This is a genomic window from Granulicella aggregans (genome assembly GCF_025685565.1).
GTDB lineage: Bacteria > Acidobacteriota > Terriglobia > Terriglobales > Acidobacteriaceae > Edaphobacter > Edaphobacter aggregans_B.
Window position 1 is genome coordinate 196,341 of record NZ_JAGSYE010000004.1, and the last position, 18,911, is coordinate 215,251.

15 protein-coding genes are annotated in these 18,911 nt (G+C 59.9%); 1 reads left to right on the forward strand and 14 read right to left on the reverse strand.

Annotated elements, in window-relative coordinates; genetic code table 11:
* The first annotated feature begins 32 nt into the window (after positions 1 to 32).
* Positions 33 to 578, forward strand: a complete 546-nt coding sequence (locus OHL18_RS20340) for a carboxymuconolactone decarboxylase family protein (RefSeq protein WP_263376713.1) — start codon at positions 33 to 35, stop codon at positions 576 to 578.
* Positions 579 to 801: 223 nt separating this feature from the next.
* Here the strand turns inward: OHL18_RS20340 and OHL18_RS20345 are convergent, their stop codons facing one another.
* From OHL18_RS20345 to OHL18_RS20410, 14 genes are all read right to left on the reverse strand, one after another.
* A complete protein-coding gene (locus tag OHL18_RS20345) occupies positions 802 to 2,106 on the reverse strand; it encodes an arsenic transporter (protein ID WP_263376714.1) in 1,305 nt (434 codons plus the stop codon).
* A 63-nt stretch (positions 2,107 to 2,169) separates the two neighbouring features.
* The gene (locus OHL18_RS20350; RefSeq protein ID WP_263376715.1) at positions 2,170 to 2,856 is read right to left on the reverse strand and encodes a cupredoxin domain-containing protein; all 687 of its coding nucleotides are present in this window, start codon (positions 2,854 to 2,856) and stop codon (positions 2,170 to 2,172) included.
* 38 nt (positions 2,857 to 2,894) lie between these two features.
* Positions 2,895 to 4,340 carry a hypothetical protein gene (locus OHL18_RS20355; RefSeq protein WP_263376716.1) on the reverse strand — a complete coding sequence of 482 codons (1,446 nt, stop codon included), beginning with the start codon at positions 4,338 to 4,340 and terminating at the stop codon, positions 2,895 to 2,897.
* A gap of 118 nt (positions 4,341 to 4,458) precedes the next feature.
* Positions 4,459 to 6,294, reverse strand: coding sequence for a HAMP domain-containing sensor histidine kinase (locus tag OHL18_RS20360; RefSeq protein ID WP_263376717.1), 1,836 nt, complete (start codon positions 6,292 to 6,294; stop codon positions 4,459 to 4,461).
* Positions 6,295 to 6,325: 31 nt separating this feature from the next.
* The gene (locus tag OHL18_RS20365; RefSeq protein ID WP_263376718.1) at positions 6,326 to 7,060 is read right to left on the reverse strand and encodes a response regulator transcription factor; all 735 of its coding nucleotides are present in this window, start codon (positions 7,058 to 7,060) and stop codon (positions 6,326 to 6,328) included.
* 22 nt (positions 7,061 to 7,082) lie between these two features.
* Positions 7,083 to 8,438 (reverse strand): O-antigen ligase family protein, encoded by a 1,356-nt coding sequence (locus OHL18_RS20370; RefSeq protein WP_263376719.1) that lies wholly within the window; start codon positions 8,436 to 8,438, stop codon positions 7,083 to 7,085.
* Between the two features lie 24 nt (positions 8,439 to 8,462).
* Positions 8,463 to 8,933 (reverse strand): c-type cytochrome, encoded by a 471-nt coding sequence (locus tag OHL18_RS20375; RefSeq protein WP_263376720.1) that lies wholly within the window; start codon positions 8,931 to 8,933, stop codon positions 8,463 to 8,465.
* A gap of 2 nt (positions 8,934 to 8,935) precedes the next feature.
* Positions 8,936 to 9,295 (reverse strand): cupredoxin domain-containing protein, encoded by a 360-nt coding sequence (locus OHL18_RS20380; RefSeq protein WP_263376721.1) that lies wholly within the window; start codon positions 9,293 to 9,295, stop codon positions 8,936 to 8,938.
* Positions 9,296 to 9,481: 186 nt separating this feature from the next.
* Positions 9,482 to 10,159 (reverse strand): WecB/TagA/CpsF family glycosyltransferase, encoded by a 678-nt coding sequence (locus tag OHL18_RS20385; RefSeq protein WP_263376722.1) that lies wholly within the window; start codon positions 10,157 to 10,159, stop codon positions 9,482 to 9,484.
* A gap of 143 nt (positions 10,160 to 10,302) precedes the next feature.
* Positions 10,303 to 11,493 carry a glycosyltransferase family 4 protein gene (locus OHL18_RS20390; RefSeq protein ID WP_263376723.1) on the reverse strand — a complete coding sequence of 397 codons (1,191 nt, stop codon included), beginning with the start codon at positions 11,491 to 11,493 and terminating at the stop codon, positions 10,303 to 10,305.
* Positions 11,490 to 12,848 (reverse strand): oligosaccharide flippase family protein, encoded by a 1,359-nt coding sequence (locus OHL18_RS20395; RefSeq protein ID WP_263376724.1) that lies wholly within the window; start codon positions 12,846 to 12,848, stop codon positions 11,490 to 11,492. Before OHL18_RS20395 ends, OHL18_RS20390 begins: the two co-directional genes overlap by 4 nt.
* Positions 12,845 to 14,167, reverse strand: a complete 1,323-nt coding sequence (locus OHL18_RS20400; RefSeq protein WP_263376725.1) for a GumC family protein — start codon at positions 14,165 to 14,167, stop codon at positions 12,845 to 12,847. Before OHL18_RS20400 ends, OHL18_RS20395 begins: the two co-directional genes overlap by 4 nt.
* Positions 14,164 to 15,813, reverse strand: a complete 1,650-nt coding sequence (locus tag OHL18_RS20405) for a capsule assembly Wzi family protein (RefSeq protein WP_263376726.1) — start codon at positions 15,811 to 15,813, stop codon at positions 14,164 to 14,166. Before OHL18_RS20405 ends, OHL18_RS20400 begins: the two co-directional genes overlap by 4 nt.
* A 60-nt stretch (positions 15,814 to 15,873) precedes the next feature.
* A complete protein-coding gene (locus OHL18_RS20410; RefSeq protein WP_263376727.1) occupies positions 15,874 to 18,900 on the reverse strand; it encodes an SLBB domain-containing protein in 3,027 nt (1,008 codons plus the stop codon).
* Positions 18,901 to 18,911: the final 11 nt, after the last annotated feature.

The following is an 18,911-nucleotide window of genomic DNA, read 5'->3' on the forward strand; positions in this document are numbered from 1 at the left end:
CGGGCCGGTCGAAAGCTCAAAGGAGAAACAACATGTCACGTTTGAAATCGATAGACCCCGCAGCCGCTACCGGCAAAGCCAAGAAACTGCTGGACGCAGTGAAAGGCAAACTCGGCATGGTGCCGAACATGACCAGAGTCATGGCCAGCTCGCCGGCAGTGTTGGAATCGTACCTCAACTTCAGCGGAGCGCTCGCCGGTGGACTCCTGGACGCCAAAACGCGCGAGAAGCTTGCGTTGCTGACGGCACAGGAAAACAGTTGCGACTACTGCTTGTCCGCGCATACGGCTATCGGCAAGATGATCGGACTCAAGGCTGAAGAGATCGTCGCCAGCCGCCAGGGAAAGAGCAGCGATCCCAAGACGACTGCCGCGCTGACCTTCGCAACGCAGGTCCTGGACGCGAAGGGCCAGATCAACGACGCCGAGCTCGCCGCGGTGCGTGACGCAGGTCTCACTGACGGTGAGATCGCCGAGATCATTGCCCATGTCGCACTCAACGTCTTCACCAACTACTTCAACATCGCGGCTGGTGTGGACATCGACTTCCCGAAGGTATCGCACGCGGAAGCCGCCTGATACGAACTCGAAAGCAACGGGGCGGCGGTTCGATGCGCCCCGGCTAAGGCTTGTTCAATATCCGGCGTGGTCTGCGTAGTTCTGCCCGTCGCTCAGGACTCTATGACGGTAGCGATTCCATATGGGCGCGCATGGAACGCGCCACGTGCTCATAGGGCACCTCCAATGATGATGAATGGGATGATCCACCCGGAGTTCGTACTCATGAGGCTCTCCCTTGTGTTTAGTGCTGTCCAACCAGCATGTTCATCAGGATCGCTCCGCCCAGAGCCGCAAATAGAGCCACAGGCATTGCGACTGCACCCATTTTCAAAAACTTCCAAAAGCTCACATCGACCTTCTCCACGCTTGCGTCTTCGGCAGAGTCTCCGCGAAGTGCAAGCAGCCAGAGAATCGTAGCCAGCGACCCGGTGACCGAAAGGTTTGGTCCCAGATCCACGCCGATCAGAACGGCATTGGCCATCAATCCCTTCGTATGAGCGGCATCGATCGTACCGCCCGCAATCAGCCCCAGGGGCAGGTTGTTCACCAGGTTGTTCGCTACGCCCACTACGAACCCGACGACCAATGCACCGACGTTCTGTTCCAGGTGTGACGCCCAGGTAAGCCAATGTTGGGTCAGGATCAATGCTCCCTGACTCTCGACAGCATCGACCATGACAAACAGGCCAGCGACAAGGAGTAAGGTAGCCCAGCTAATCTCGCTTGCCAGCTTGAGGGGGTTGCTTCTTGCCTTCATGGAGACCACTGCAGCAATCACAAACGCTGCGAGGCAAGTGGGCAGTCCCAGATCTCTTTTGAACGCGGACGCAGTCAAGAGGACGCAGATCATAACGGCCAGGCCCGCAAGAACCAGCTTGCCGTTGCCGCTCAGTTCCACATCCTCAACTTCGCAATCGATGCTCTTGCAAAGGTCATCTCGAAAGAGAACACGCATGACGAAAAACGTTGCAACGATCGAGAGCAGCGATGGGACTGCAAAATCGGCCAACCAAGTGCCAAGCGCGGGCATGCCGGTATGAAAGACCACCAGATTTGCAGGGTTTGAGATCGGCAGTACAAAGCTCGCGGCGTTCGCAATCAACGCACATACAAACAGGTAAGGAAGTGGAGAAACCTTTGCCTTTCGCACCGCCGTCAGAATCGCAGGAGTCAGGACGACTGCGGTGGCATCGTTCGACATGAATATGGTCACCAGCGTTCCCGCTCCATAGACAAGCAGGAACAGACGCGAGCAGCTACCGTTGGCCCCGCGGACCGCTGCGGATGCGACCCAGTCGAAGACTCCCTGCTCCCTTGCAAGAGCACTCAGGAGCATCATGCCGATCAGGAACAGGTAGACGTCGGTGCCTTTGGCGACGGCCTGTCCAGTTGACTCCAGCGATTCCAGCCGAAGCACAATCAAGAGCAATACTCCGCCCGAGATCCACCAGACTTCCGGAATTCCACGCGGGCGAGTCAACATCAGAGCGATGCTGACGGCGACAATCAGAGGCAGCACAACGTGCGCAATTTCTATCGGGATCATTACCACCTTTTTTCGTTCTTGTTCGGGCCGAGTTGGGTTCCGAGCAGCGAACGCAACCGAGCTTTAGGGACCGTAAGGTGATTTGATGCCGGGATCGTACTGGTTGCCGAACTTGTTGCTGTGAGTTTCGATCCCGTTTGGGATGTTGGGAACCACCAGTGCCCCAAGATCGACACTTGCGCCCGACAGGCGCACCCGACGCGAAAGCTGCTCTGTGACCGTCTGCGGCACGCCTTCTATCCAGATATGAAGAGTGTAATCGCCGGCCGGAATTCTGGGGAGAACGAAGGCGTCCCTCTGGTCCGCGAGAGCGTAAAACGGCGTTGAAAGTGACAGTATGACCGCGCTCATCTCCGGATGAATATTGCAGAAGATGTAGGAGACGCCCTCACGCGAGAAGGTCACTGACTTACTCGAGCCGGCCTCGTAGAGGCCTAGATCAAAGCGCTTGCCATTAAAGAGCGAGAAGACATTGTGGAAAAAGGGATCGGCGTTAGGAAACTGGACGACTGTGCCCACGGGAATGACCTGCAGATGCGGCACGAACATGCGGTTCTTCTGCAACAACGTGGCGTGGCCATGGGGCGGTGCGCTAAGCGATGGGTTCGGTGTCAAAGGTTCCAGCCAGGCGACCGCTGGCACCGGGCGATGCGTGGCAGACTGAGGCGAGACGAGATGCAGTCGGAGCTCTCCTTGCGAGTTTGGCGAAAAATTGGATTGGGCGGTAGCCAACCCGGATGCCAGGCTCATGCTGAAAAGGATCCATTTACTGAAAGATGCCATCTTCATCAGAACCTATACCCCGCCGCAAGCCCAATGACGTTGCTTCCAACCGGCGAGCCGATAATCGGTGAGCTCCCAAGATGACGGTATTCGAGGGAAAAGAGCAGGTACGCGCTTGGGCTATAGATGACATTGCCGGTATACGTCCGATTTCTTGCGAGGTTCTGGTAGCTTGTGCCGCCGGGGACGGCGTAGGGACGAAGCTGGCTCGCGAAGACGTTGTCGAGTCCGAATGCGGCGTTCAGCTCCAGCCTTTGACTGAGCTTTTCTTTCAGTTGTGCCCATCCGCCCGCGTCGTCATACGGACGGAAGTAGTAGTTGCCGGTGCCAGGGTCCGCGACAAACCCGAAGTCCTTGAATCCCCCGGCTCCCAGGCCGCCAAGCGCCGCTCCGCGATAGAAGCTTCCGGTGAATGAGAGACGCCAAGGCAGTGCCAGCCTGGCGTCGAGCGTTCCAGCCCAGGCATCGAAGCGCCGTCCTACTGGATTCAAGTGAGGCGAAAAGTAGCCGCCAACGCCGAGGTGGCTTCCCTCGTCGCTCTTCGATCCAAGCAGCGCGATTCGTGCCTCAGCGCCCGGCCAGCGGCTCTGTTCCGCGCCGGTCGCAGGAGTTCCACCCGTAGCCGCTGAAGTCGTCACGACCGACCAGGGAGCGTCGCCAACATCGATCAATGCGCTCTGCAGCCGAACGGAGTGGGAACCGATGGGCAGGTCATGCGTCAGGCCAAACTGCGGGTTCCACGTCCACAGGTTGCCCGACCACGCGAGAGCCGGTTCAGCCACCGCCGTCAGAGAGGTTGGCGAGTCCGGGCTGAGAATGGGGTGGTCCAGGGAGAAATAGGCTTGCGTGTGCTGCCATTGCAGGCCCGCATGGGCCGTTCGCAGGCGCAGCAGCGTCGCGTTCGATGCGTTGTACCCGGTGTAGTTGGTCGTGGTAGCAGGAGATTGCGGATTGCCGTCAAAGTCTATATTGAGGTCCGCATAGCTGGCAGCCCCGAAGAGATGCGCTCCCCGCGCGCTGAATCCAAGCACTGTCTGCCGCACCGACGCACCCGTGTTGCCGGGACCACCAACCGCCAGCGTGGGCGTGGCCGCGGCGTCTACGCCCTTTGTATTGACAAACCCGTTGAGCAGCAATAGCCCGGTTATCTTGACCGGATACTTCGACTCGCTCTCCACCTTGGTCTGCTCGTGGGTTTTGATCTCCGACTCGATCACCGCCTGTCGTTCGCGGATGTCGTCGATCTCGGCATGGGTAACGGGTTCCGCCGCGGGTGCGGAAGAAGAAGACGAAGCCGTCTCTGGAGCCGTAGCGGAAGCGCCGCTTTGGGCAGCTAGAGCTTGCAAGGCGTTGAGTTGCTTTCGCATCTCTTCGAGCTCATGCTGCGACTGCTCGACCTGGGCCTGAGTCCGCGCCATGGCCTCAGTCAGCTTCTGAAGTTGCTCCGACAAAGTGGGGTGAGCCGTTTCCTGAGCATATACGCTGCGCAGGGGCGTTCCGCAGAATATAGCCAGCAAGGGCATCGCCCGCCAAAGATTCCGAAGGACTCGGGAAGAACGTCGAATTTTCTTAGGACCGTATCTTCTCATGTTCGATAAGCCCGCTCTGAGGATTTGCTTGCTGTGCAATCTTTTCGTCCCAGGGCCGGAGAGCGCGCGACAGGATCATCTGAAAGACGGTCTCACCCGGGCGAGTGCTTAGAAGGACGACCTCTCCTCCATGCTCATTCGCGATGCAATGAGCGAGCGTCAATCCCAGGCCGGTTCCTTTCTGTTTGCCTTCGCTGACAAAAGGATCAAAGAGACTATCCCGAATGACCTCCGGAACTCCCTCGCCATTGTCGATCACGCTGACGATCATCTCCGTCTCCCGGACTTCAAGAGCCAACGTAACAGTCAATGCAGCCTCCGCCGGACGTGTTGCCTGGCATGCGTTGAGCAGGAGGTTGCAGAGGGCGCGTTCGACCTGTTTCCCGTCGGCAAGAATGCTGGTTTCCGCCGGGTCGCCATACCGCACGGTGAGCGAGACGCGCTCCGCATCAGGGTGGGCGCGGACCACAGCGACGGCCCGCTCCAGCAGAGTCGTCATCAACTCGGGCGAGCGCTTGATGCTGGCACCGGTCCGGCTGAAGATCAGCAGCGACTCGATCATATCGGTGGTGCCATTCACCGCCGTGCGAACGTCGGCGAAGATCTCCGCGCGCTCCTGATCGGAGAGCCGATGGGAGGCGAGGAACTCCGAGTTGGCGTAGATCGCAGCTAGATAGTGCCGCAGATCGTGTGAGACGGAACTCGCCATGCGGCCGATCGTCGCCAGACGCTCCGATTCAAGGAGCGCCCTGTTCTTTTGCTGGATCTCTTCCCGCATTCCCGCGAAGGCAGTGCTTAGCTGACGCACCTCCTGCGTGCCGTATCTCGGGATCTCAAACTCCCCATCGCCCACACCGAATGCGACGACACTCCGCGAGAGCTCTTCGAGCGGACGAGTTACCAGGCGGGAGAGAGCGATCATCAGTGCCGTCCCTGAGAGAAGCGCGAGCAGCCCTGCACTCAACACGACCCGGTCAATCCGATGGATAGACCGCTCCGCCGGCTCGAAGGATTTCAGCACGACGAGCCTGAGCGGAGACGTCGCCGCAGCCGACAGGTCTTCTACGTCCGCGAGAAAACGCGTCTTCCCCAACATGACCGTGGAAGACTCACGCTGTGCTCCGGGCAAGAGCATGGGCTCGGCGGACAGGCTTGCCTGGTCCGAAGCACTCAGCGTGCTGGCGACCACCTCGTTGCCGCTCAGAAACGTGGCCTCGGCTCCTGTGGGCTGGCTGATCTGCCGCACTGTGCGCTCGATGGAGATCCCACTGACGACATAGCCAAGCAGGGTGCCATCGTCATCGCTTCCGAAGTGCAGTGGCCGCAACGAACAGACATAAAGTCCCGGGCCATGAATCAGGTAGTGCTTATCCGGCGAAGCAACCAGAGTCTGAAGTCCGCGGCGAAGCGCAGCGTCAGGCACTCTGCTCTTCGTATAGACAGCGACAACCCGGCCACCGGGATCGATCAGGGCGAAGAGATCGTTTCCGCTCAGTTGCCAGAACTCGGTAGCGCCATCCTGAATCGTAAGGTCGTCACCGCTCGTCATCAGCGCCTTCAGCGTCGGAAGCTCAGCCAGCAGCGAGTTCTCGCGCTCGAGCGCGCCGATGCGTTCGGCCTGCAGGTTCTGGAAGGTGATGACGGAGTGGTTCAGGTCCTGCGACAGGTCGCCGGCGACCTCAGCGCGCAGACGATGACGGATGAGCAGCAGCGAGGCGCCCGTAACCACGGCGATCACGATCGCCATCGCGACGACCAGCAGGATGTGGGTCCGAACCCCTCGCCCTACGTTTGTCCCCTCTTGTTCGTTGGTCATACGGTCGTCCTGCCATCACCCCGGTGAATGCTCATGGGACAAATTTATAGCCTGCACCGTAGATCGTAAGCAGATGCTTTGGATTGGCAGGATCGGATTCCAGTTTTTGACGCAGCTTGAGGATCTGGTTATCGACCGTTCGCGTCGTGGGGTAGGAGTTATAACCCCACACCTCGTTCAAGAGCAGTTCCCGCGTAAGCACCCGATGAATGTTGTCAGTAAAGTACTTCAGCAGCTTGAACTCGTTTGCGGTCAGCGTCACAGGCAGGCCGTTCCGCCGGGCGGTCATGCTCTGGTAGTCGATCTCGCAGTCGGCAAAGCGAAAGATCGAGGCGCTGGCGGGTTTACGCTGTCTTCGGATCGCTGCCTGAATCCGGGCCGTGAGCTCACGCGGGCTGAAGGGCTTCGTGACGTAGTCGTCCGCGCCCAGCTCCAGCAGAAGCACCTTGTCCACGACTTCGCTGATGGCGCTGAGTACGATGACCGGAGTCTCCGCGGAGATCGACTTGAAGGTGTGGCAGAGTTCGCGACCGGAGATGCGGGGCAGGATGAGGTCAAGCACGACCGCCAGCGGACGAGTAGTCCGAAACAGATCCAGCCCGGTCTGCCCATCTCCTGCAACCACGACAGCATAGTGCTCTTCGAGGAAGATTCTGCGCAGCACCTTCTGCATCCGGGGATCATCTTCAATGATGAGAATGGTTCCGAGATTCGCTAAGGCCGCCGCATCAGACTCAATGTTGTCTCCCACAAAATCTGCGTCCATCACCATGATCCGCACACCTCTGTTACCTATTTTCGCCGAGCGGAGTCCGAAGAGAGGCGGTTGACCCCACAAATGACAATGGAATGACAATTGCCGGGGAACCAGCCCCAGGGATGGTCTCAAATCCGCCGCCGCGCAGATCGGACAGAGGCGTTTCCCCGAGCGCTGGCTGCGTGACCGCATCCCTCCTTCCGGTCAGCGAGGTGACCAGAACGATGGCCCACAACGGAAGCAGCAGATCGAAGGGTTCAGCCTCCGCCAGGCCGCGGACAATCACAAAGAGCAGCAACCCGATGAAGATCACTCTATGTGCATCGCCGGAACGTTTGCGAATCTTGCGGTACAGACTGCCGTAGAGCCCGCACAGCAATACAAGTCCCGCCATTCCGTAGCAATAGAGCTGCTCCAGAACTTCATTTTCCGCGTGCCGCGCTTCGAAGGTTCCGAAGACAGGTACGACCTTCCACATGGAGTCGAAGCCGTGTCCGAGCCACAGTCGGGAAGACGCAGCATCGACCACGTAGGCCCAGATCGCAGTGCGCCCAGTCAGGGTCTCCGATTGATTGCCATAGGTTGTGTAGAGGTCGTAGTACCCCTCAAACAGGCTCCAGAACGCGATGACGACGACGGTCACCCCGATCATCACGTACATCTTGGTTCGACGACTCATGATCCGGTCCTGGACGAGGAGGTACCCTTCACCGATCAGGAAAGCCACGATCGCCGTCTTGCTGAGACTGCGTACAAGCGTTAAAGCGAGAAAGAAGATCGCGAAACTCCAGCGGCCACTCTTGGCACGCATCAGGTACTGCGCGAAGAAGACGCCAAAGGCGCAAAGATTCCCGATTGTGTTCGCATTGAGATAGTCCTCATCTCCAAGACGCATATCGTACTGGGAAGGCATGACCCACGAGATGACGGCGACAAAACCTGCTCCCCATACAAAGCCTCTCATCAGGGATTCGGCAGTTCCCGGCGCAAGATAGCTGCGGAGCAGCAGAATCACGATCGCGACATCGGCAGCTGTCCCGCACCAGTACGCAGCCGAAACGATGGGCGATATAGTTTCGCTCCATAGCAGGCTGCACCCTGAAAATCCCAGGAAGAGAAGCACCCATCGAACTTCCGCGAGATGGAAGGCCGAGTCCGTCTCGCCCCGCGCTGCCCCCATCACCGATAAGCCAACGAAACCAAGCAGCAGGGAAGTTGAGACCAGCGTTGCTACGGCGCCCGCCTGCGGCTCCATCCCGGCGATGCGGACCAGGAATACTGTCGCGATCACGCGGGCAGCAAAGTAGAAGCCGACGCAGAACGCGAGAGCCGCTCCCCTCGACGTTTGCTGTTGCGGAACAGCCCTCGCGTTGTGATCGATCGTCATCGTTGATTCCGCAGCTTCGAAGAACTAATGCGTATACATCTCGGGAGTTCCCTGACTTCCTGCGGGCGGCAGATGGCGCATGAAGACCACGATCGACCAGAGTTCGTCGTCGCTCAGCGTGCCCTTCGAGCCCGGCATGCCGGACGGCCAGATCCCGTAGTCCAGGATCTCTTTGAGCTGGCCGTCTGTGTATCGTTGGACGTCTTCCGAGGCCAGCGACGGTATAGGCGGCGAGATGTGGTCCGTGAAGGGTACGCCGGTTTTCTGTCCATCCATGCCATGGCAAGCCACGCAGTAGTGCGAGAACGCTTCCTTCCCATCCGCCCAGGTCTCGGCATTGGGTGCGAGGGGATTCTTTTGGTTCTTGTTTCCGATAAGGATGTGGTGCTTGGCGAAGGTCACTGTTTTTGTCTCGATCTTGCCCGGACGACTGGCTTTGCAGCCGATCAATGTCCCCGCGAAGATTGCGACGATCAACGCACCCCGCAGACGCATGGCTATTCGACCACGTGCAGCATGAGAGTCATCTCTCCGTGACCGGAGCCGCAGAATACTGAGCAATGGCCGACGAAGTCGCCCGTCTTATCCGGCGTGAAGCTCAGCCGAGCAGTGCCGCCCTTGTCGATCTTCGCATCCAGGTTCAGCTCGCGAAAGCGAAGACCATGGGCGACGTCGGCGCTCTTAATGAGCAGCACCACGGGCTCTCCCTTTTTCAAAGTGATCTCGCCGGGAGCATAGGCGAAGCGCTTGGCGGTAACTTCGATCTGCCGCGGACTGCCCTGCGCATGGGCCGCGCGATTCCAAGTCCCGCTCGCCATCGCAAATACCAGCAACATCAGCATCAACTTCTTCTTCATCACTCTCTCCTTGGTATGCGGGCTTGCATTGAATTGCTCTCAATGGGAAATCGCTTTCAGCGCCTTGATCTGGTTAAGCCAAACCTTAGTAGCGATACCTACACTAGCGATCTCGGGTGCTCGAGTTGTCATGCCCCGGTTGGAAAATTGTCAAAGTCTTGTCTTGTTACGCAGCGAGATCCTGCGTCAGCGTATCTGGACTTGATGCGGCGTCTCGGGTTTCCTTGTCTCCCAGCTTGATTCGGTCTTCCGCTCTCTTAACAGCTGTCGCGTGATGTGCCATATGAAGGCAGGGTTGTTGCGCAGATAGCGTCTCCATAGGCGTCTCGGATCCTGTAGTAATCGATGCAGCCACTGCAGACCAGCGCGCTTGATCCAGTCGGCGCAATCGCGAATGTGGCCCGTGTGATAGTCGAATGCGGCCCCTACGCCGAACATCAGCTTCGTCTTTAACTCCGGCAGATGACGGGCCATGAAGACCTCCTGCCGAGGACAGCTGATACCGATCCATATGATGTCTGGCTGCAGCGCGGCTATCCTTGCAGTGAACTCCGCCGCTTCGGTCTGCGAGAGCTCCCGGAACGGAGGAGTGTAGGTGCCGACGATCCTGGTCCAGGGAAACTTCGCCCGCATCTTGTCGCGCAGCTCTTCTGCGATGCCTTCGCGCCCGCCGTAGAAGAAGTGGGTTACGTGCGCGAACTCCTTGCGCCGAAAGATCTCCAGCATCAGATCAGGGCCAGTTACGCGCTGCATGGCGTGGTGTCCCTGCATGTGGCCTACCCAGGTCAGCGGCATGCCATCCGGAATCGTCATCTCGGAACCGGCATAGGCGTCGCGCAGCTCTGCGCTTCTCTGTGCCTCCATCACTCCATGAACTCCTGCCACGCACACATAGCTTTTGCGAGAGCTCTTCAGCGAATTCGCAACCCGTTTGAGCGCTCCAGGCATATCGATTGCATCCACACTTACTCCGAGCACATGGGCCGCGGGCCTGCCTTTTCCTGACTTCATAGGGACTGCCTTCCTGCTGTTGCTAGTTGAATCGGAGCTGCCGATGCCGTGCTCTGTGCATCTGCGGCCTGTGGTATCAGGCCGCGATAGAGACCCGCGTATTCCATTGCGAGAGTCTCCGCGGAGAGATGTGGGAACGGCACGGGTTCTTTGGCCGGTTTATCCAGCGCGGCCCTGATTCCAGCGGCAAGGTCGATCTCCGCGTCTGCCCCCAGGGCAACGTATTCACAGTGCGTGCCGCCGATCTCCCGGAACGCCGGTATCGCCGAACAGACGACGCGGCAACCTGCCAAGAGAGCCTCTGCGGCCGGCAGTCCGAAGCCCTCGGTCACCGATGGCAGCACAACGGCCTCGCAATGCGAGTAGCACCACTGCAGCTCTGCCTGCGGCAGACCTTCGAGGAAGAGCACGCGGTTTCGCAGGCCTAATTGAGAGACCAGCGACTCGATCGTCTCCGTCTCAGGTCCCTTGACTCCCAGCACCACCAGCCTCGTCGACGCGTGTATTCGTCCCTGGCGCAGCAGGCGATGAAAGGTGCGGATGAGCAAAGGGATGTTCTTATTCCGACGATGTTGCGCGACCGTAAGCAGAAACGGTTCGCCCTCCCATTCCGGAAGAGGAGACCGCGTGGCGCATACGGGCTCCGGCTCAACGCAGTTATAGATACGTATGGCTTTGCCATACGACTTGCTCGAAGCGTATTGCTTCAACTTCGACATCGTCGTATCCGACACGCAGGCGATTGCGTCGACGCTGTGCATGCAGTGCCATAGGATCACGCGGTTGAAGAGAAACTGGTAGGGTCCGAAGTTCCTCGGGATCTCGTACGGATAGAGATCGTGCAAAGTTAGTACCGTCGGACAACCGATGGCCTTCGCGTCGATGGGCATCGGATAGGAGAGGTGAACGAGGTCGGGACGCAGGCGGAAGACTAGCTCCGGAAGTTCCCTGTAGTACCAGAGGTTTCTGGCGATCGATCCTCGGCCCATCTCCGGATAGTGGATCGCCAACCGGCTGTCAGAGCTTAGCCCCGACGCCTCGGCCATTCCACGCTGCCAGGGAGCGAGGATCAGGTCCACTCTCGAAATCTCAGGATTAAGTAGAAGGCAGCGCACCAGATTGAAGGCATGGCGTTGAACGCCTGAGATGTGCGCAGAGGATGAAGCGGCGGTAACGAGAATCTTCATAGCGTTGAGCCCTCGTTGAGTTCGCGACCGACGGTGAGTTCGTGGCCCGCAGCGAAAGACGATGCACCTGCTGTCTTGCTGCGTCCCATCCCCAGCGCATTGGCCAGGGGCAGGTAGACGATCAGAGCGACCGAGCCATAGAACACACGTGTAATGGCCAGGCCTTGAATCCCCATGTGGCGCAGGAGATAGATCATCAGGGACAGCACCGCCGATCTTCCGGCAAGACTGATGCAGGCTACTGTTCGGAACAGTCCCAGGGCCTGCATAGCGTAGGTTCCTGTTACTCCTAAGCCCATCAGCGCCGACCCGATCACGATCGGAGGCAGAATGGCGGTGGCGCTATGCGCGACTCCGGCCCCGGCCCATATGCGGATTAGTCGTGGCCCGAACGCAAGCAGCGCCGCCGCCCCCGCGGAGACCAGGAGCAGGTTGCAGGCGAACGACTTCAACACCATTCGCTTCAGCTCCGCCTGCGAAGCCGTAGCCGTGCGGCTGGAGAGGTAAGGGAAGAGGAAGTTCAGGCCGGATGCGGTAAGCCCGAAGATGGGCTGCGAAAACTGTATGCATAACGCATAGGGGGCCAGGGCGGCTGCGCCGAGATAGACACCCAGCATCACTCGGTCAAGCTGTCCGAAGACGATGCCCCACAGAGCTTGCGCCCAGGCGAAGACGCCGAAGCCAAGCAGCGCTCGTGTCTCGTCCGGATGGAAGACCGGCCACAGGGAGCGTTCCCCAAGTAGCCTCCAGAGCTGGCGAAACTGTAGATAGGTACCGCCGATCAGGAAGACCGACGTGGCCACCAGGATGGCGATGATGCCGCGATGAGATAGGACGATCAGCGCGGCTGAAGCTAGCGTCAGAAGCCGCACGGCGACGCTCACCCGGACTGCATCGCGATACTGCTCGAAGGCGCGCTGCGTGCTTACGCTCACGCTTTCAACGGCGCGCACCAGGATCAGTAGGCTCGCGATACGCAGGCAGATCAGGCACTCTCGAACCGGCGTAAGGGACGCGACCGTAATGTGGACCGCCGCGTAGGGGGCGGCAATCCACGCTGCGATTGCGAGCGCTACGCCCAGCACCAGGTTGATCCCCATCATGCTGCGAACAGCGTTCACCATGGAATCGAGTGAGCCTGTTCCGCGAAGCCTGGCGACACGCTGAATGTTCGCATCGCAGAAGCCCGAGGCGATGATGCCGCCGGCACTGACGACAGCGGTCGAGATCATCCACACCCCGTATTCGGCCGCTCCTAGTCGATGCAGCACGATTGGCGCTACCAGCAGCATCCCGAACGGATGGGCACCGTAGTCCAGCACACCGTAGAAGCCATTGACGAGGTGTCTCCTCATGCGACACCATCCCGCGTTCCGGCAAGCTGGCCCAGCCGCCTGCGTACAACCGAGAAGACCTCGACTGCGAAGGACTTGCGCGGATCGCGGGGGTCAACCGCGCGCCATTGCTCGCGGATCAGGATCAACGCCGCCGTAGCCGCAAACGTAAGTAAGGTAAGCAGTAAAGTCAGCAGCAGGCGTGGCGGAAAAAACTTCTTCTCCGGTATGCCAGGCGAGTCAATTACAGAGACGATGGGAATGTCCTTCGCTTCTTCAATGCGGGCCAACTCGAACTGCTGTGTAAGCAGTTCGAATACGGTCTCCTGAACACGCACGCGGCGATACAGATCTGCATACGGGACAGCGAGACGGGGAAGCTGTCTTAACGGTGGATAGAGAGCTGCCTTGTCTTCGGGGCCAGTCGCGGAGGAAGAAATGGCCGCATCCGTCGCAGGCAAAGGAGCAGACGTTCCCGCCATCTTTTGCAGATCCTGCCGCAGCGATGCGATGCGCGCCTCGGTCTCGCGAACCCGCACGTTTCCGTCGCCGTAGATCTGACGCAGCGATTGAAGCCCGGACTGCTCCACCAGCAACTCTCCCTGCACGCGCGCTCCTGCATCGACGAGACCGCGGGTCTGTTCCTTGAGATCGATGGTGCTGTTCCTGCTGGAGAACTCACTCAACGCAAGTTGAGCCTGTTCGAGGTCCGCGCTCACCGACTTAAGTCGGCTCTCGATGAAGATGCGCTCCTGCCGCGCGGAGGATGAGCTCGTTCGGGTGAGCAGATTGTTCAACTCATCCAGATAGGCTTGGGCCAGGTCGCGGGCCCGCACCGGATCGGTGTCCTCGACCGCGATGGTGATCACACCGCTCTTCTTGTCGTCCGTGATCTTTGTCATTCTGGCCAGATGCTTTGCCGTCGTGAATCTATAGCGCGAGTGGTAGACCCTCTGCAGATCGAACCGGTCGATAAGGCGGCCACCGATGGTGCCGCTCTCAAGCAGGCTCTCGTAAAGCGCCGTATTGGTATGGGTGCCGAGCAGGCCACCCGCCAAACTGCCAAGGCTGCCGAGCCCCCCGGAGCGCCCCGCGAGCGCTGCCAACAGCATCGCGCCGGAGCCCTGTTGGTCGGGTGGCATGATGCTTGCGACGGATTTGTACTGCTTGGGGATGACGAAGGCGATGCCGAGACTCACTATCATCGCGCCGGTAGTGACGCGCGTAAGCGTACGGCGATATTGCCAAAGCAGAACTCCGCGGCTCAGCCAGTCTGCGGGAGCGGTGGCCGCTACCTGCGCGGTGTACTCGGGGGTTGGTGTCATAACGCTGGGGCTCATGGTTTGGTTCTCGATAGGGGGCGGTAGGAGAGCTGAAGAGTGAAGGCATCGTTACGCTGGGGCGCGGCCGAAAGAGCCGGAAACCGCCACCACTCCGCCTGGTTCTCAAGTCGAAGATGCCACTCGGGCCGGAGCTGAAGATTGGCAGCCACCTTGAAGTCCCGCAGCGCTCCCCCTTGCAGGAACTCGTGGTTTACGTTCATGCCGCGAAAGCTGGCTTCGATGGAGGAGCGTGGCGAAAGACTCCATGTCGTCCACACCTGTTCGCCATCTCCTTCGCGGCCGATCCAGCTTCCCATCAACTGGCGATTGTTGGTGTATCCACTGAGGTAGTGAACGTTGAAGTAGAAGAAGCCGGGAAACGCGAGGTCGCGATGCGGCGATAACAGGCCTTCGGCGCGAACGGTCACGCGCGGCAAGCCTGGCACACAGCGCAGGTAGAAGCCGGATAGCCATGCACTCTCGGTGGGATAGACAACTGGAAACGGCTGGTCTTCCGAGAACCCATCGACGTATCCGGTCAGACAGTTGCGCAGGCCGGGTATTCGATACTGAGCGTCTACAGCGATGCGGCGATCGCCCGGATCGCGTTGTTCCTCTCCACCCGAAGTGGAAAAAAAGCTGCGCAGAAAAGTATGTGTCGTTACTGGAACACCGGCGCCACCGAACAGGACGGTACGCGAGACGCTGAACTCAAAGTTCTCCGTCGGCTTGAAGGAGACCTTCTGTCCGTGGATGAAGGGCTGATCGTTGAGTGCGGAGCCTGGCCGTCCTATGATGCGGTCTTCAGCCTGTACAAACTGCGCGCCGGAGAGCCGCCCGAAGAATGCCTGGGCCCGGATCTCACCCAGCAGTGAGAGAAACCCCGGAAGCACGAAAGGCTCAACGCGGTCGTAGCGCAACATCGTCAGTGGCTCTGCGTTGTTGCTGAACAAGGTCGAGCCACTGCGAGCAGGTCCCCACCACAGGCTCTGCTTGCCGAAGATGAACTGATTGTTCGCCCAGGTGTACGAAACATTCGCGTCGAGCAGTCTGCCACGCGTGAAGCCGGAGGCAGGGCCAAACGCACCTGCCGATGTAAAGTCGGCAGCGACAATCGCTGTCTGGGTCGCCGCGTTCGGGCTCGGCGCCGATGCAGCTTTCTGTACCTCTGCGTGGACATAAGCGGCGAAGGTCCGGGCGGTTGCGCGCAGGGAGACGCCTGTGTAGCTGTTGTCGCCCTGACCGAATGGTCTGCCATAGTCGTTCACAAGGGTCTCGGCAAAGTGGTATCCATCGGTCAAGGGCCGGCCGGCAATCGATGTGCTTCGCTGGTCCACTGACTCGATACGGAACTCAGCGTTGCGTGCTCCGTCCATGCGCTGCAGCTCCGGCAGAAACTCGTCTTCGAGACTGCGCGCGAGTGCCTCAGTGTCACCCTGAGACTGGAGATCGTGGCTGAGGTTCAGCTTCGCCTCGATCACCAGACGTGCGCAGGTCGTGCGGGTCCATGGACGCAGACCTGTAAATGCGCCGGGTAGATATCCTTCGGCCGCAAGCCGGTCGAAAGCCGGGTAGATCCAGCTTTCGATCGGCACATACGTCGACACGGAATCCGTGCTGTGGTGCGTCTGGGGACTGCTCGAGTTGGGAATGGCTTGAGGCATAGCGTTTCGATTAACGAAAGCAAGAACGAGTGCGGTAGTCAGGAATGCACGCATAGCGACCTAGAGATTCGCTACGGCTGCGGTAATGGCGATCGACGAGGCCAACTGTGCCGCGGTCAAGAGATTTCGCCAGAAGAGTGAAGCCCCGATCACCTTCTGCGGTACGACCACAACGTCGCCGGGATCGAGCTTCGTGGCGAGAACGGCTGGATCGAAGAGTCCGCCCGAGTGCCGCCCGATGACCGAGCCGTTCGCGCGGACAACGAAGATGTCCTTGCGGTTTGCCGTGTCGCTTGTTCCACCGGCATGTTGCAGATACCAGGCTGCGGTCTTGCCTGGGGTGAACGTAAGCGCGGTGGCGTTGTAGACCTGCCCGGTGACGAGAACAAATCCCGGACGCTTGGGAATGGTCAAGACGTCTCCCTGGCGCAACTCGATATCGGCAGGAGTGCTTTCCCAGCTGCTGATATCCGCGGTGATGTGCAGCACGAGACGGCCGGTGGGAGGTTCGCTCTTCAGGCGCGCCAGCACCTGGTCCTGCTGTGCCTGGATCAGCTTCAGCGTGGCTCCGGAGTCGCCCGATCCCAGGTTGGGCGCGAGGCGGGCCGAAGCCGAGCTCGTCTCAATCTGGCGTATCAGCTCCTCGCGGCTCTTCTGTTCAAGCTCGCGCACCTGGTCGCGCACCAGCACCGCGCCAGCGGGATAGGCTGTCTCGCGGAGCCCTCCGGCTCGGCGCAAAACGGAGCTGAGTCGCTCCCCTTCGCGAAAGCCATACGTGCCCGGATACGCTACTTGTCCTTCGAGCCGTACCGACTGGCCAATCTCGTTCCAGCCAGTGATCTGATGGATGGTGAGAATGTCCCCTGGCTTGAGCGGAACATCGGCTCCCGGCTCGGTCCCCGCCACCGCCGCACCGATATGCACCGTCGCGATGCTTCCCGTGACTCGGTCTCCATTCAGCACTCCATAGCTGGTGAGGTCTGCCGTGGCGAGCAGGGCGTCGCGCTTGAATCCACCCGCCATACGGACGAGCTGCGCGACCGTCATCCCCTTGGACATGGGATAGGAAGTCGGGCGCAGCACCTCGCCCTGGATCGTCACCTTGGGAGCATCGACCTGATATCGTCCCAGAACCCGGATCGTATCGAAGGGCTGAAGATCGACATTCCCATTCCCGATCAGCACATCCGGCACGCTGAAGTTGATCGTCTCTGCGTGAAGGTCCGGCGGTACCAGTCGGATGATCTCGCCATTCGACGCCGGCTCCGGCAGCAGGTCCTGATAGCTGCGCAAGACATCGCTCAGGCGCATGCCCTCGGTAAACGATCTCCGGCCGGGACGCAGGACGTGTCCTTCAAGATAGATGGCGCGCTGGCTATAAGGCAGGATCTGCGCAACTCGAATGCGGTCCCCGTCTTTCACCTGGAATTCGGCTATGGCGACGTGGTCTGCGGCTGCGTTCTCTATGCCGGATGTCTTCAGCGTCACCGTCTCGCGCTGCCGATTGGCGTCGATCCGCTCGATCGTGATGTTCGCAAGCGAGGCCGCGGCAGTAAATCCGCCAGCGTCGTCGATCACCGCATCGAGAGTGGTTTCGCCCGGCTTCACTTCGTAGATCGCCGGACGCCTGATCGCGCCGGAGACTGCAACCTGCGCTCCTGCGGGAGGCACCAGCAAGGTATCTCCACTCTCGAAGTGAGCATCCTTACTGCGAACTCCGTGAAGCAGGAAGTCGTAGAGGTCGATGTCCTCCACAAGCTTCTCTCCGCGAAGATGCCGTGCCACGCGCAGCGATCCAGCCCCTGTGGGGCCGCCCGCCGCAAACAGCGCGCTCAAAGGAGTAGCAAGCGAGCTGATGTCGTAGCCGCCTGGCCGTTGCACATCGCCAACGACATACACCCGCACCGTGCGCAGGCGAGACACGGTAACGGTGACCTTCACATCCCGATACTGCTTCTTCAGAGCGTCTTCGATCAGGCTCTGCGCGCGTTGCAGCGGAAGTCCCGACACGTCGAGCGAGCCCGCATCCGGCAGCAGGATACGGCCGTCGCGGTCAACCACGCGGTTGAGGCTTTGCGTCACGCCGCCCCACATATTGACGGTCAGCGTATCTCCCGCGCCCAAAACATAATCCGGACCCAATGGAACGTCCAGCGGTGTGTCGCGGCCCGCGCCGTTGCGAGATGCCGCCGAGACATCGCGGTTTACGAAGACGTCTGAACCAAATCGCTTGAGTGAGGCCGTCTGCTCCGGGACCTGCGTGTACAGATCGCGCATCGACTGCAGGTTGTAGGGCGCAGGCTGGCGAAGCACCTTAGGCGCATCGGTCGAGGCGTTCACCGCCTCGCGTCCTCGCGTCTGGTCGTTATCGGGTGCATTGCCAGTAGATCTGATCGACCGGATCGTGTCGGCCGATCCGTCTCCGCGCAGGGACGATGAAAGTCCCAATGCAGCAAGCTTGTCCGGGTCCGCTACGCCCGCCGTAGTACCTCGCCCAGCGAGCCCGGCAGCTGCCGGACCACCGCTCGGACTCGAACCCAGGCTCTGAAGATCGTCCTGCGAGACATATCCCCGTGCACGAAGAAACGTCGTGATGTTTGAGCGAAGATCGCTGTTCGTTGCGATCTGGCTGTAGAGCATCTGGTCAGAGATATCGTTGGCGTCGATCGGCGTGCCCTGCTGCTGCAGGCGATCCGCTACCTGCGACTTCAACTCCACAACCAGGTCGGGGTTCTGCTGCAGGATATGGATGATCTGGTCCGACGATAAAGAGGCCGGAGCCACGAGGCTCTCAGCGTTCGAGAGTCGGCTCCGATCGTCCTGAGGGCTGTCGCTCTGCGGCGCGTCCGTGGCTCCGAGCCCCGAACTTGAAGTTCCGAGTTCCGGACTCGAAGACGATTGAGATGTGCTCTGAGGAGACGAAGCAGGCAATTCTTCCTGCGCGTGGGCTGGTTGCGCCAGCATCCCCACAAATCCCAGAACGGTCGCCAATGCAAGACGCGGCAACTTGCCGAGGTGCTCAGCCTCGGGTGTGACCGAGCTTCGAATCTTCTTGCGGATAGTGAAGAAGGTGAACAATGTGGGCATACGCTTTCTCT